The 14,224-nt window shown below is 66.9% G+C and carries 10 protein-coding genes and 1 riboswitch; of the genes, 7 read left to right on the plus strand and 3 right to left on the minus strand.

Going from position 1 to position 14,224, the window contains the following annotated elements; genetic code table 11:
• Nucleotides 1-107 precede the first annotated feature (107 nt).
• The 3 genes from ACUVWL_RS17835 (at nt 108) to ACUVWL_RS17845 (ending at nt 5,062) form a co-directional block, all read left to right on the plus strand.
• Nucleotides 108-3,566 (plus strand): hybrid sensor histidine kinase/response regulator, encoded by a 3,459-nt coding sequence (locus ACUVWL_RS17835; RefSeq protein ID WP_014648893.1) that lies wholly within the window; start codon nt 108-110, stop codon nt 3,564-3,566.
• A 140-nt stretch (nt 3,567-3,706) separates the two neighbouring features.
• Nucleotides 3,707-3,796: riboswitch (yybP-ykoY riboswitch) on the plus strand.
• A gap of 88 nt (nt 3,797-3,884) precedes the next feature.
• Nucleotides 3,885-4,460: a manganese efflux pump MntP gene (locus ACUVWL_RS17840; RefSeq protein ID WP_032957840.1), complete on the plus strand. Its 576-nt coding sequence runs from the start codon at nt 3,885-3,887 to the stop codon at nt 4,458-4,460.
• 146 nt (nt 4,461-4,606) lie between these two features.
• On the plus strand, nt 4,607-5,062 hold the full coding sequence (locus tag ACUVWL_RS17845; protein WP_126411537.1) for an REP-associated tyrosine transposase: 456 nt from the start codon (nt 4,607-4,609) through the stop codon (nt 5,060-5,062).
• A gap of 102 nt (nt 5,063-5,164) precedes the next feature.
• On the opposite strand, the gene ACUVWL_RS17850 is transcribed toward ACUVWL_RS17845, so the two are convergent.
• Nucleotides 5,165-5,830, minus strand: coding sequence for a response regulator transcription factor (locus ACUVWL_RS17850; protein ID WP_006477308.1), 666 nt, complete (start codon nt 5,828-5,830; stop codon nt 5,165-5,167).
• A 110-nt stretch (nt 5,831-5,940) separates the two neighbouring features.
• Complete coding sequence (acs, locus tag ACUVWL_RS17855) at nt 5,941-7,884, minus strand: acetate--CoA ligase (protein ID WP_227864157.1); 1,944 nt, start codon at nt 7,882-7,884, stop codon at nt 5,941-5,943.
• Nucleotides 7,885-8,129: 245 nt separating this feature from the next.
• Between acs and ACUVWL_RS17860 the strand changes: the two genes are divergently transcribed.
• The 4 genes from ACUVWL_RS17860 (at nt 8,130) to xth (ending at nt 13,879) form a co-directional block, all read left to right on the plus strand.
• Entirely contained in the window at nt 8,130-9,557 is a 1,428-nt protein-coding gene (locus ACUVWL_RS17860; protein ID WP_445978619.1) for a DcaP family trimeric outer membrane transporter, read from the plus strand.
• Nucleotides 9,558-9,684: 127 nt separating this feature from the next.
• Nucleotides 9,685-11,349, plus strand: coding sequence for an MFS transporter (locus ACUVWL_RS17865; protein WP_014648890.1), 1,665 nt, complete (start codon nt 9,685-9,687; stop codon nt 11,347-11,349).
• Between the two features lie 198 nt (nt 11,350-11,547).
• On the plus strand, nt 11,548-12,957 hold the full coding sequence (locus tag ACUVWL_RS17870) for a coniferyl aldehyde dehydrogenase (protein WP_445978620.1): 1,410 nt from the start codon (nt 11,548-11,550) through the stop codon (nt 12,955-12,957).
• A gap of 154 nt (nt 12,958-13,111) precedes the next feature.
• The gene (gene xth, locus ACUVWL_RS17875; RefSeq protein WP_111205384.1) at nt 13,112-13,879 is read left to right on the plus strand and encodes an exodeoxyribonuclease III; all 768 of its coding nucleotides are present in this window, start codon (nt 13,112-13,114) and stop codon (nt 13,877-13,879) included.
• A gap of 72 nt (nt 13,880-13,951) precedes the next feature.
• On the opposite strand, the gene ACUVWL_RS17880 is transcribed toward xth, so the two are convergent.
• On the minus strand, nt 13,952-14,203 hold the full coding sequence (locus ACUVWL_RS17880) for a GlsB/YeaQ/YmgE family stress response membrane protein (RefSeq protein ID WP_014648887.1): 252 nt from the start codon (nt 14,201-14,203) through the stop codon (nt 13,952-13,954).
• Nucleotides 14,204-14,224 lie beyond the last annotated feature (21 nt).

Below are 14,224 nucleotides of genomic sequence, written 5' to 3' on the forward strand. Positions count from 1 at the left end.
CGATCGTGACCTACTGCCATGCCCCACCCTTGCGGTCCTTCCTCGTGACCTACCCGCACGACCAGCGGTCGTGATCTACTGACCCCTGTCCTGACGGAAACGCACGCGTGGTCTCCAGCTGGATCCTGCTGCTGGTCTCGGTTGCCTATGCCGCGCTGCTGTTCGGCGTGGCGTGGTGGGGCGACCGTCGGCCGATGTACCCCGACCGGCCGTGGCTGCGGCCGGTGGTCTACAGCCTGGCACTGGCCGTGTACTGCTCGTCGTGGACCTTCTACGGCGCGGTCGGCACCGCCGTGCGCAACGGCGTGGGCTACCTGCCCATCTACATCGGCCCGCTGCTGCTGCTGCTGTTCGGCTGGCGCATCATCGAGCGCCTGGCGCTGATCGCGCGCAGCCAGAACGTGGTCTCCATCGCCGACTTCATCTCCTCGCGCTTCGGTCGCTCGCGGCGGCTGGCGGCGCTGGTGGCGATCATCGCGCTGATCGGCATCATTCCGTACCTGGCGCTGCAGTACAAAGCGGTGGCGATGAGCCTGCAGGTGCTGACCGGCAACACCGGCCCGACCGGCTTCTTCACCGATCCCGCGCTGTACGTGGCGCTGCTGATGGCGCTGTTCGCCACCCTGTTCGGTACCCGCCAGGTCGATGCCACCGAACACCACCACGGCATGATGCTGGCCATCGCCTTCGAATCGGTGATCAAGCTGCTGGCGATGCTGGCCGTGGGCGTGTTCGCCTACCTGTGGCTGAGCAACCGCACCGACGCGGTGGTCGAGTCGGTGCATACGCTGTTCACCGGCCTGCCGCCGGTGGGCTTCATCTCGCAGACGCTGCTCAGTTTCCTGGCCATCATCTGCCTGCCGCGCCAGTTCCACGTGGCCGTGGTCGAGTGCGGCGATGTGCGCGACGTGCGCCGCGCGCGCTGGATGTTCGGCGGCTACCTGGTACTGATCTCGGGCATGGTGCTGCCGATCGCCACCGCCGGCGTGACCCTGTTCGGCACCGGCGGCAGCGTCGCCGACGACTCGATGGTGCTGGCCCTGCCGCTGGCCGAGGGCCGCAATGCGCTGGCGCTGATCGCCTACGTGGGCGGCTTTTCGGCGGCCACCGGCATGGTCATCGTGTCGTCCATCGCGCTGGCTACCATGGTCAGCAACGACCTGGTGATGCCGGTGCTGCTGCGTCGGAGCGGTGACCACCAGGAGGCCGCCGACGTCGCCTCGCGCGTGCTGTGGATCCGCCGCCTGGCGATCCTGCTGCTGGCGCTGATGGCCTACAGCTACTACCGCACCAGCAGCAACGACAGCACCCTGGCCTCGTACGGCCTGATGGCGTTCGCAGCGGTGGCGCAGTTCGCGCCCGGCCTGATCGGCGGCCTGTACTGGCGCGGTGCCAGCCGGCGTGGCGTCGAGGTGGGCATGCTGCTCGGCTTCGCCACCTGGCTGTACACCCTGCTGTTGCCGGCGATGACCATGGCCGGCTGGGTCGATGCCGCCTGGGTGCAGCACGGCCCGTTCGGCATTGAGTGGCTGCGCCCGCAGCAGCTGTTCGGCATGACCGGCTGGGATCCGCTGACCCATGGCACGTTCTGGTCGCTGCTGGTCAATGCGGCGACGATGATGCTGGTGTCCGCACGCTGGCGACCCGGCGTCGACGAGCGCCTGCGCGCTGCCCCCTTCCTCGACCCGTATGCCGAACGCCCGTCGGTGGCCGGCGGCTGGCCCGGCCACGTGCACGTGGGCGACCTGCTGGCACTGGCCTCGCGCGTGGTCGGCGAGCGTCACGCGCGGCGTTCGTTCTTCGAGCAGGCGCAGTCGCTGGGCCGCGAGCTGCAATCCTCGGCGCCTGCGGACCGGCCGTGGGTACAGTTCACCGAGCGTCTGTTGGCGGCCTCGATCGGCGCGGCATCGGCGCGCCTGCTGCTGACCAGCCTGCTGCGTGGCTCGGGCATGGACCTGGGCGAAGTGGTGGCGGTGCTGGACGAAGCGGGGCAGGAGCTGCGCTTCAACCGCGAGATCCTGTCGACCACGCTGGAGAACATCAGCGCCGGGGTCAGCGTGGTTGATCCGGACATGCGCCTGACCGCATGGAACCGCCGCTACCAGGACATGTTCGGCTACCCCGACGGCATGCTCTACGTGGGCCGCCCGGTGGCCGACCTGATCCGCTACAACGCCGAGCGCGGCGAGCTGGGCGAGGGCGATATCGAAGTGCAGATCAACCGCCGCATCGGCTACATGCGCGCCGGCTCACCGCACGTGTTCGAGCGCACCCGCAGCGACGGCAAGGTGATCGAGATGCGCGGCCAGGCGCTGCCCGGCGGCGGTTACGTGACCAGCTACAACGACATCACCGACTACAAGCACGCGGAAAAAGCACTGCTGGAGGCCAACGAGACGCTGGAACAGCGCGTGGCCGAGCGCTCGCACGAGGCCGAGGTCGCGCAGCAGTCGAAGACCCGCTTCCTGGCGGCGATCAGCCATGACGTGCTGCAGCCGTTGAACGCCGCACGGCTGTTTGCTTCGGCGCTGCGCGACAGCGACCATGTGAGTGACGAGCAGAAGCACCTGGCCGAGCGCGTGGATGCGTCGCTGCGTGCTGCCGAAGAGCTGCTTGATGGCCTGCTGGACGTGTCGCGGCTGGATGCCGGTGGCCTGCACCCGGTGATCGGCGAGTTCGACGTGAGCGCGCTGATGCGCGAACTGGCCGCGCAGTACACGCCGGTCGCCGCCGGCCGTGGCCTGCGCCTGGACCTGTTCACGCGTCCGGCCTGGGTGCGCAGTGATCGCCGCCTGCTGCGCCGCGTGCTGCAGAACTTCCTGGCCAATGCGCTGCGCTACACCCGTCAGGGCCGCATCGTGCTGGCGGTGCGCCAGCGTGGCAACGAAGTGGAGCTGCAGGTATGGGATACCGGCCCGGGCATTCCCGAGCACCACATGCGGCAGATCTTCGACGAGTTCCACCGCTACCAGCAGCCGTTCGATTGGGGCGAACAGGGGTTGGGCCTGGGCCTGTCGATCTGCCAGCGCATCTCGCGCCTGCTTGACCATCGCCTCAATGCGCGCAGCCGGGTTGGCAAGGGCTCGATGTTCTCGATCATCCTGCCGCGGGTGGCGCCGCTGCCGGGCTATACCGAACTGGCCGCGCCGGTACAGGCCGCAGCCGCGCCGCTGCGCAGCGATTCGCTGGCCGGCCTGCGCGTGCTGTGCGTAGACAACGACGAAGAGATCCTCGACGGCATGCGCGCGCTGCTCGGTCGCTGGCAGGTGCAGGTGATTACGGCATCGACGGTGGATCAGGCGCTGGAGAAAGTGGCCGAGCGGCCGCAAGTGATGCTGGTGGACTACCACCTGCACGACCGCATGGACGGCCTGGATGCGCTGGTGGCGCTGCGTGAAGCCGCCGGTTACCCGCTGCCGGGTGCGTTGTTGACCGCCGATGGCCGCGACGAACTGAAGCGGATGGCACGCGAACGCGGCTACCGCGTGCTGACCAAGCCGATCAAGCCGGCCTCGCTGCGCGCCTTCCTGGGCGCGCTGCGCGATGCCGGCAATAGCGATGCCTGATCGGCAATTGTAGAGCCGAGCCCGTGCTCGGCTCCCGAACGCATGGCGGCGCCGATATAGCCATCGCTATACAAACCAGCCCTGCCTGCGCGTTTCGCTGGAAATGCGCCACGTGCGGATCGCGATGCTAAGCTTCGCGTCCCCTTGGGGAGTAGCCGGATTCCTTCGCAGGAATCGTCCACGTCAACATACTCGGCCAGTGCGCCGTGGCGTGGACAACCATGATGGTTGGCGAGACCAGCGGCCCGCGCGCGCAACGTCAGGTTGGGCGCGAGCGCAGGCCGTGCGTCCGTCCCAGCCCGACCTCAGCCACCGCCCATGTCCCCCATTTCGATCCTCCTGATCGGCTTTGCCATGTCCACCGATGCCTTCGCCGCTGCAATCGGCAAGGGTGCGGCCATGCGCAAGCCGGTGTTCCGCGATGCATTGCGTGCCGGCATCATCTTCGGCGTCATCGAGGCGATCACGCCCATCATCGGCTGGCTGCTCGGTCGGGCTGCCCTACAATACGTCGAAGCCTTCGACCACTGGATCGCCTTCGGCCTGCTCGGCGCACTGGGCATCCACATGATCTACAACGGCCTGCGCCCGGACAGTGCTGAGGACGACGAAGACCCCTCGCAGCACCACGGCTTCTGGAAGCTGGCGCTGACCGGTTTCGCCACCAGCATCGACGCGATGGCGGTGGGCATCGGTCTGGCCTTCATGGACGTGCATATCGGCGTGATGGCCGCGGTCATCGGCCTGTGCACGCTGACCATGGTCACCGTCGGCATCATGCTCGGCCGCGTACTGGGCAGCATGGTCGGCAAGCGTGCGGAGATCATCGGTGGCGTGATCCTGGTGATCATCGGCGCAACGATCCTGTACGAACACCTGCACGGCGTGGGGTAACGCCCGCCCCTGTAGAGCCGAGCCCATGCTCGGCTGCTTCACATGGCAGCCGAGCGTGGGCTCGGCTCTACATTGGAGCATTCGCCGACATGCAGCACGGCATTTCGCTGATGGAGAGGCTGTCATGCGTGCCATAGCCTCTTCGCATGGCCAGTCCCGCACTCCGCTTTGGTCGCTGGTCGCAGACCGACAATGTCTACGCGATCACGGCTGTGACACGCGCACGCCGTCCCTGGTTCGACGACAAGGCCAATGTCGATCTGCTGATCGAAGCGCTGCGCACCGTAGAGCGGACGGGGCGGACCTCCTCCCTCGCCTGGGTGGTCATGCCGGATCACCTGCATTGGTTGGTCGAGTTGCGTACCGGAACGCTGGCCGGCTGCATGCAGATCCTGAAGTCCCGGAGTGGAAGATCCATCGCCAGGCGCGTTGATGCGAACGCACCGATCTGGCAGGCGGGGTTCTACGATCATGCGCTGCGCAGTGACGAGTGCCTGCGCACGCAGGCGATGTACATTGCAGCCAATCCAGTGCGTGCTGGGCTGGCCACGCGCATCGGGGAATACCCCTATGTATGGAGTCGATGGCGGCTTTGGGGGTGATCGGCATTGAGGCCAAGAGCAGCCGAGCATGGGCTCGGCTCTACAGGGGCATCATGAAGTCTGTAGAGCCGAGCCCATGCTCGGCTCCGCAGTCCGCCACCTTCAGTCTTCTTCCGGCGGCAGCACGATGGCGTCGTCGTCGATGGCCAGCTTGCCGGCCATCAGCACGGCCTGGGTGCGGTTGGTCACGCCCAGCTTGCGCAGGATGGCGGTGACGTGGGCCTTGATCGTCGCTTCGGAGACGTTGAGGTCGTAGGCGATCTGCTTGTTCAAGCGGCCGGCGCCCAGCATCTGCAGCACGCGGAACTGCTGCGGGGTCAGCTCGCGCAGGCGCTGGCCGACTTCGCGTTCTTCGCTGCCGGTGGGCGGCACGTTGTGCGCTTCCGGCGGTGCCCAGGTCTCGCCATCAAGGATGGTGCCCAGTGCGTGGCCGATGGTGTCCGAGTCGGCGGACTTGGGAATGAAGCCGAGCGCGCCGTGGTCGAGCGCGCGGCGCATCACCGTGGCTTCTTCGCGCGCGGACACCACCACCACCGGCAGGTGCGGATGCAGCGAGCGCATGTGCACCAGCGCGTTGAAACCTTGCGCACCGGGCATGTTGAGATCCATCAGGACCAGGTCGGCGTCATTGTGCTGGTCGGCCAGTGCATACAGCGCTTCCACGCTGTCGGCCTCGAACAACTGCACGCCGGGGATGACCCGCTGCACGGCCCCGCGCAGGGCTTCGCGGAACAGCGGGTGGTCATCGGCAATCAGGAGGGTGGTCATGGTCGGGGGGAACCGTGGGGGGAAACTGCATGGGGCCAGATCCTACGGGGGTCAGAGCCCGTTCCTGGCGGAACGGGATCCGGCCCCGGGATTCGGCCCCGGGTCGTACGTCAGCGCACCTTGCGCTCGTCCACCAGCGAGGCCACCACCGATGGGTCGGCCAGGGTCGAGGTATCGCCGAGCTGGTCCGGCGCGTTCTCGGCGATCTTGCGCAGGATGCGGCGCATGATCTTGCCCGAGCGGGTCTTCGGCAGGCCCGGCGCCCACTGCAGGTGGTCCGGCGTGGCGATCGGGCCGATCTCCTTGCGCACCCAAGCGACCAGTTCCTTCTGCAGCTCGTCGCTCGGCGCCTCTTCGGCCACCAGCGTCACGTAGGCGTAGATGCCCTGGCCCTTCACGTCGTGCGGGAAGCCGACCACGGCCGCTTCGGCCACCTTGGGGTGCGAGACCAGCGCGCTTTCCACTTCGGCGGTGCCGATGCGGTGGCCGGACACGTTGATCACATCGTCAACGCGGCCGGTGATCCAGTAGTAGCCGTCCTCGTCGCGGCGGCAACCGTCGCCGGTGAAGTAGCTGCCCGGGTAGGTGCGGAAATAGGTGTCGATGAAGCGCTGGTGGTCGCCGTACACCGTGCGCATCTGGCCCGGCCAGGAATCACGGATGATCAGGTTGCCTTCGGTCGGGCCGTCCTGGACCTCGCCATCGGCATTGACCAGCGCCGGCTGCACGCCGAAGAAGGGCAGGGTGGCCGAACCGGGCTTGAGGTCCATCGCGCCGGCCAGCGGCGAGATCAGGATGCCGCCGGTCTCGGTCTGCCACCAGGTATCGACGATCGGGCAGCGGCTGTCGCCGACCACTTCGTAGTACCAGCGCCAGGCTTCCGGATTGATCGGCTCGCCGACGCTGCCGAGCAGGCGCAGCGACGCGCGCGACGTCTTCTTCACCGGCTCCTCGCCTTCGCGCATCAGCGCGCGGATGGCGGTCGGGGCGGTGTAGAAGATGGTCACCTTGTGCTTGTCGATGACGTTCCAGAAACGCGAGGTATCCGGGTAGTTCGGCACGCCTTCGAACATCAGCGAGGTCGTGCCGTTGGCCAGCGGCCCGTACACGATGTAGCTGTGGCCGGTGACCCAGCCGACATCGGCGGTGCACCAGTAGACGTCGTCTTCGCGCAGGTCGAACACCGCTTCATGGGTGTAGGCCGCGTACAGCAGGTAACCGCCGGTGGTGTGCAGCACGCCCTTGGGCTTGCCGGTGGAACCGGAGGTGTAGAGGATGAACAGCGGATCTTCCGCGTTCATGCGTTCCGGTTCGCAGGTGGACGGCTGGCTGTCCACCACATCGTGGAACCAGCGGTCGCGCGGGGCCTGCATGTCCACCGCGCCGCCGGTGTGGCGCACCACCAGCACGGTTTCAACCGTATTCGTGCCCGGCAGCTTCAGCGCGGCATCAACGTTGGCCTTCAGCGGAATCCTGCGGCCACCGCGCAGGCCCTCGTCGGCGGTGATGATCAGCTTGCTCTGGCAGTCGCTGACGCGGTCGGCGATCGAATTCGGCGCGAAGCCACCGAACACCACCGAGTGGATCGCACCGATGCGCGCACAGGCCAGCATGGCCACCGCGGCGTCGACGATCATCGGCAGGTAGATGGTGACGCGGTCGCCCTTCTTGACGCCGAGGTTGCGCAGCGCGTTGCCGAGGCGGCAGGTGCGCTCGTACAGCTCGCGATAGGTCACGTGCTGGGCCGGTGCATCCGGGCCGTCCGGCTCGAACAGCAGGGCGGTCTTGTCGCCGCGCGTTTCCAGCTGGCGATCCAGGCAGTTCACGCTGGCATTGAGCTCGCCATCTTCGAACCACTTGATGTGGAAGTCGGACAGGTCATAGCTGACGTTCTTGATCTTCGTCGGCTTGCGCATCCATTGCAGGCGCTCGGCGGCCTTGCCCCAGAAACCATCCGGGTCGGTCACCGACGCCTGGTACTGCTGTTCGTACGACGTCTTGTCGATGCGTGCCTTGGCGGCGAACTGCGGATCGACGGGGTAGATATCAGCCATGGCACCCTCACTTGCACGTTGACTTTGTATGTGCGGTCGCAGCATCGCAACGACCGATCCCCCTCAGTTTGCCCCATCCACCCCCGGCCGCGTCACCACCCTGGTTAGACCATGGTCGAAAGTGAGCGCCCAGCAGGGCCGGGTTCGACCAATGGCCAATAGCCGCTGTGCGCGAACGCCCCGCAGTCTCGGCTCGACCGTGCCCCACGCGCGGCATCACCTTGCCACTTGGGAGAGAGGGCAACATGAGCCACCGTACGTTGAAAGCCGTGCGCACACCTTTGGCGGCCTGCCTGTTGGTCGCCCTGGTCGCACCGGGCATGGCGTTCGCAGAGACCGCCAAAGAGAAGGCACTGGAAGCACGCGTTGCCGAACTGGAGCGCCAGGTCCAGCTGCTGCTGTCTTCGCAGCAACAACAACAGACCCAGATCAGCCAGACCCAGCAGGCGGTGACCGAAGTGCGCACGGTGCAGGCCGGGCAGAAGCCGGTCGCCTCGGTGCCGGCGGGCAAGCAGCCGATCCAGGTCACCACCATCACCCCGGGCGCCGCGCCGGGCACCACGGTCAAGATCGGTGGCTTCATCAAGGCCGACTTCCTGGCCACCCAGACCAGCGATGGCCAGCTGGCCGACGACGCCACCGGCCGTTCGCTGTACCTGCCGGGCCAGACCCCGGTGGAAGGCGCCGGCGGCAGCGGCAAGCGTTCGGGCACCGACTTCAACGCCCACGCCAAGTTCTCGCGCTTCAACCTGGGCATCGACAACGTGAGCGAATCGGGCAACAAGGCCGGTGCGTTCTTCGAGATGGACTTCTTCGGCAACTCGCTGGGCAACCAGACCGCCACCAATACCTATGGCGTGACCCTGCGCCACGCCTACATGTACTGGAACAACTGGATGGCCGGCCAGACCTGGTCCAACTTCATGGACGCGGCCGCGCTGCCGGAGGCGGTCGACTTCGTCGGCCCCACCGACGGCGTGATCTTCGTGCGCCAGGCCCAGGTGCGCTACACCCAGGGCGGCTTCAGCGTCGCACTGGAAAACCCGGAAACCACCACCCTCACCGGTACCCGCAACCCGGTCACCGGGGCCTGGACCAACGCCAGCGCCAACTCCGACCGTGGCAGCCTGCCCGACATGACCATGCGTCATGGCTGGAAGGGCGACTGGGGCACCTTTGGTGTCGGTGGCATCGTCCGCCAGTTGAAGGTGGACAACCAGGCCACCGGCGCGAAGGCCGACAAGGTGGCTGGCGGCCTGACCCTGGGCGGCAAGTGGGTGATGGGTGGCAGCGATTCGCTGCACTACCAGCTGACCGGCGGCGAAGGCATCGCCCGCTACATCGGCCTGGGCATCACCGCCGACAGCGCCTACGACGTGGCCCGCGACGAGCTCAACCCGACCGGCGTGCTGGCCGGCTACGTGGGCTGGCGGCATGCGTTCTCGCCGAAGCTGCGCACCAACCTGATCTACGCGCGCAGCGACTACGACAACGACAGCATCCTCGGCCCGCTGGTGACCAAGAGCGTGCAGAGCATCCGCGGCAACATCTTCTATTCGCCGCTGCCCAAGGTCGATATCGGCGCCGAGCTGATGTACGGCCGCCGCGAAGTGGAGAACGGCAACAAGGGTGACATCACCCGGTTGCAGTTCACCACGAAGTACAGCTTCTAAGAGCGTGCCGGCCAGCGGCCGGCACCTACCGAGATGGGGTGCCGGCCAAGGTCGGCACCTACCGAATTGAGTGCCGGCCAACGGTCGGCACCCACCCACAACGATTGCTTCGGAGGGGAAGCGTCTTATGTCCAGCACTGCACCAGGCCCGCACCATGCGGCGGGCACCCTGACCAAGGGCCACAAGAAAGTCATCTTCGCCTCGAGCCTCGGCACGGTCTTCGAGTGGTATGACTTCTTCCTGTACGGCTCGCTCGCGGCCATCATCGCCAAGCAGTTCTTCAGTGGCGTCAATGAAACCACGGGCATGATCTTCGCCCTGCTGGCGTTCGCTGCCGGCTTCTTCGTGCGTCCGTTCGGCGCGGCCTTCTTCGGCAGCCTCGGCGACCGCATCGGCCGCAAGTACACCTTCCTGGTCACCATCCTGATCATGGGCATCTCGACCTTCCTGGTCGGCGTGCTGCCCAACTACGCCTCGATCGGTTTCGCCGCACCGGTGATCCTGATCATCCTGCGCCTGGCCCAGGGCCTGGCGATGGGCGGCGAGTACGGCGGTGCCGCCACCTACGTGGCCGAGCACGCGCCGGACGACAAGCGCGGCCTGTACACCAGCTTCATCCAGTGCACCGCCACGCTCGGCCTGTTCCTGTCGCTACTGATCATCCTGGCCTGCCGCATGACGCTGGGCAACGAGGCCTTCGAAGCCTGGGGCTGGCGCATCCCGTTCCTGGTCTCGATCCTGCTGCTGGGCATTTCGGTATGGATCCGCCTGCAGCTGAGCGAATCGCCGCTGTTCCAGCAGATGAAGGCTGAAGGCAAGGGTTCCAAGACCCCGTTCCGCGACAGCCTGAAGGGTGGCAACCTGAAGCTGATGCTGCTGGTCCTGCTCGGTGCGGCGGCTGGCCAGGCGGTGGTCTGGTACGGCGGCCAGTTCTACGCGCTGTTCTTCCTCAGCAGCATGCTGAAGGTCGATGCCACCACCTCCTACCTGCTGATCGCCGCTGCGCTGGCACTGGGCACGCCGTTCTTCATCTTCTTCGGCTGGCTGTCCGACCGCATCGGTCGCAAGAAGATCATCCTGGCCGGCTGCCTGCTGGCGGCCATCACCTACATCCCGATCTTCAAGGGCCTGACCCACTTCGCCAACCCGGCCATCGAAGAAGCCCGCAGCAGCTCGCCGGCCCTGGTCGTGGCCGATCCGGCTACCTGCTCGTTCCAGTTCGATCCGGTCGGCCTGCGCAAGTTCACCAGCTCCTGCGACGTGGCCACCGCCGCGCTGACCAAGGCCGGTGTGCCGTACGACGTGCAGCCCGCCGCCGCCGGTTCGCTGGCGATGGTGAACGTGGGCAGCGCCAGCGTCACCTCGTATGAGGCCGCCGGCCTGACCAAGGAAGAAGGCAAGGCCAAGGCCGATGCGTTCGGTGCGGAACTGAAGACCGCCCTGACCACCGCCGGCTACCCGGCCAAGGCCGATGGCGCCCGCATCAACATCGCCGGCACCATCTTCATGCTGTGGCTGCTGGTGCTGTACGTGACCATGGTCTACGGCCCGATTGCCGCCTACCTGGTCGAACTGTTCCCGACCCGCATCCGCTACACCTCGATGTCGCTGCCGTACCACATCGGCAACGGCTGGTTCGGTGGCTTCCTGCCGGCGATCTCGTTCGCGCTGGTGGCCGGTACCGGCAACCTGTACTACGGCCTGTGGTACCCGATCGCGATCGCACTGATGTCGGTGGTGATCGGCGGCCTGTTCCTGCGCGAGACCAAGAACGTGGATATCACCAAGTAACCGGTGGGTTCCATGCAGTGAAGGAAAGGCCGCGGTGCAGACCGCGGCCTTTCTGCTTGTGGGCCGTGCCCACTCGGCCCGCATCCGGTAGTGCCGGCCGCTGGCCGGCAACCTCCTGAATCGCCGCGGACATGAAGCCCTTGCCGGCCAGCGGCCGGCACTACCATTGCGTTGCGCAGCACCCCGTATAGTCGGCCCATGACCACCACCACGCCGGCCGACCTTCCCGCCCTCCTGCACACCCTGCGCAGCGCCTGGCAGGCCCAGCGCCCCACGCTCGACCAGCGCGAAGCCGACCTGCGCCGTCTGCGCGAGGCATTGAAGCCACGCCTGGACGAAATGGCCCAGGCCATCGCCGAGGACTTCGGGCATCGCGCCCACGTTGAATCGAAACTGGCCGATGGCATGAGTGTGCTGTCGGCCATCGACCACCTGCGGCGCCACCTGCGGCGCTGGTCGAAGCCGCAGCGGGCATCGGCGGGATGGAAGTTGTGGCCGGCGCGCGCGCAGCTGCGGCCGACGCCGCTCGGCGTGGTGGGGGTGATCTCACCGTGGAACTACCCGGTCACGCTGGCGCTGGTGCCGCTGGTCACCGCGATTGCTGCCGGCAACCATGTGCTGCTGAAGCCTTCGGAACACACGCCGCGCACCAGCGCGTTCCTGGCCGATCTGCTGGCCAGCGTGTTCCCGCCCGATCGGGTGGCGGTGGTGCAGGGTGGGGCGGACGTGGCGGCGGCGGTGTCCTCGCTGCCGCTGGACCATCTGTTGTTCACCGGTTCGACGGCGGTCGGCCGCAAGGTGATGGCTGCTGCGGCTGAGCATCTGGTACCGGTCACGCTGGAACTGGGCGGCAAGTCGCCGGCCATCGTCTGCCGTGATTTCCCGTTGGATAAAGCCGCCGCGCGGCTGGCCACCGGCAAGTGGTTCAACGCGGGCCAGACCTGCATCGCGCCGGATTATGTGCTGATCGATACCGCGCGCCAGCGCGAGTTCGTACAGGCGCTGCAGCAGCAGGTGCGCGAGCGCTATGGCGACTTCAGCGATGCCGACGACTACACCCGCATCATCAATGAAGGCCAGTACCGGCGCCTGCAGGGCTACCTGGCACAGGCGCGGCAGCGCGGGGTGCCGGTGATTCCGCTGGCGCAGGTGGATGACGCGCGCGCCGACCGCGAGCGCCTGCTGGTGCCGACCGTGGTGCTGGACCCGCCGGACGACCTGGACCTGATGCGCGAGGAGATCTTCGGCCCGATCCTTCCGGTGCGGGCCTACCCGGACCTGGAGGCGGCGCTGGCGGACGTGCTGTCCCGCGACCGGCCGCTGGCGCTGTATCCCTTCAGCCACGACCGCGCGGCGGTGGAGCGCATCCTCGGCCAGGTGGTGGCCGGCGGGGTTACGGTGAATGACACGCTGCTGCACTTCGCCGCCGATGGCCTGCCGTTTGGCGGGGTAGGGGCCAGCGGCATGGGCGCGTACCACGGCCGCGCCGGGTTCGATGCGATGAGCAAGCGGCTGCCGGTGCTGTGGCAGTCGCGCTGGGCGACCAGCGACCGGCTGCGGCCGCCGTATTCGAGGATTGCGGGGTTGTTGCGGTTCCTGCTGCGATGAAGCCACGCATGGCGTGGCTCCACTTGATTCAGGGCCTGATTCTTCTGTAGAGCCGAGCCCACGCTCGGCTGCTCTTGGCTGGTCCAGGCAGACACAGCCGAGCGTGGGCTCGGCTCTACAAGGCAACCCAAGCCCACCCGGGTAGAATGCCCCCATGAAGATCGCCTCGTGGAACGTCAATTCGCTCAATGTCCGCCTGCCGCACCTGGAGCAGTGGCTCAGGGACTTCGGCCCGGACATCGTCGGCATCCAGGAAACCAAGCTGGAGGACCACAAGTTCCCCGATTCGGCGCTGATCACCGCAGGTTATCGCAGCGTGTTCGCCGGCCAGAAGACCTACAACGGCGTGGCGCTGCTGTCGCGTGAGCCGGCGCAGGACGTGCAGATCGGCATTCCCGGTTTCGAGGACGAGCAGAAGCGCGTCATCGCCGGCACCTTCGGCGACCTGCGGGTGATCAACCTGTACGTGGTCAATGGCCAGGACATCGGCACCGACAAGTACGACTACAAGCTGCGCTGGCTGGAAGCGGTGCATGCCTGGATCGCCGGAGAACTGCAGCGCCACCCGAAGCTGATCGTGATGGGCGACTTCAACATCGCCCCGGACGCGCGCGACGTGCACGACCCGGCGGTGTGGAACGACAACCACATCCTGACCTCCACCGCCGAGCGCGGCGCATTGAACAAGCTGCTGCAGCTGGGCCTGCACGATGGCTTCCGCCTGCACAACGACGAGGCGGGTACCTTCAGCTGGTGGGACTACCGTGCCGCCGGCTTCCGCCGCAACCTGGGCCTGCGCATCGACCTGACCCTGGTCTCAGAGGCGCTGAAGGGCAGTGCGGTGGCCTCGGGCATCGACCGCGAGCCGCGCACCTGGGAACGCCCGAGTGACCATGCGCCGGCCTGGGTGCAGATCGGTTGAACGAACGGGGCCCGACGATTGCCGGGCCCGTTCTGGAACATCTGCCGGCCAGTGGCCGGCACTACCCTCAGATCACCGTATGCTCTTGCGGGTGAACAGGTTGACGATCGCCAGCAGGATCACCGCACCGATCAGCGAGAACAGGAAGGTGCGGAGGGTGATCGCTTCGTTGATGCCGCCGCCGAACAGCCAGCCGGAAATCAGCGCGCCGACGATGCCGACCACGATGTTGAGGATGATGCCCTGCTGGGCATCGCGCTTCATGATGATGCTGGCCAGCCAGCCTACGATGCCGCCGACGATCAGCCAGATGATGATGCCCATGATCGAACCTCCGGTGGGGAA

Source organism: Stenotrophomonas muris, assembly GCF_052751275.1.

Excerpts from the sequence above, each read along its gene's own strand:
- ACUVWL_RS17840 (WP_032957840.1), top strand. The coding sequence starts at position 3,885 with ATGTCCCCCATTTCGATCCTCCTGATCGGCTTTGCCATGTCCACCGAT.
- ACUVWL_RS17845 (WP_126411537.1), top strand. The coding sequence starts at position 4,607 with ATGGCCAGTCCCGCACTCCGCTTTGGTCGCTGGTCGCAGACCGACAAT.
- ACUVWL_RS17850 (WP_006477308.1), bottom strand. The coding sequence starts at position 5,830 with ATGACCACCCTCCTGATTGCCGATGACCACCCGCTGTTCCGCGAAGCC.
- acs (WP_227864157.1), bottom strand. The coding sequence starts at position 7,884 with ATGGCTGATATCTACCCCGTCGATCCGCAGTTCGCCGCCAAGGCACGC.
- ACUVWL_RS17860 (WP_445978619.1), top strand. The coding sequence starts at position 8,130 with ATGAGCCACCGTACGTTGAAAGCCGTGCGCACACCTTTGGCGGCCTGC.
- ACUVWL_RS17865 (WP_014648890.1), top strand. The coding sequence starts at position 9,685 with ATGTCCAGCACTGCACCAGGCCCGCACCATGCGGCGGGCACCCTGACC.
- ACUVWL_RS17870 (WP_445978620.1), top strand. The coding sequence starts at position 11,548 with ATGACCACCACCACGCCGGCCGACCTTCCCGCCCTCCTGCACACCCTG.
- xth (WP_111205384.1), top strand. The coding sequence starts at position 13,112 with ATGAAGATCGCCTCGTGGAACGTCAATTCGCTCAATGTCCGCCTGCCG.
- ACUVWL_RS17880 (WP_014648887.1), bottom strand. The coding sequence starts at position 14,203 with ATGGGCATCATCATCTGGCTGATCGTCGGCGGCATCGTAGGCTGGCTG.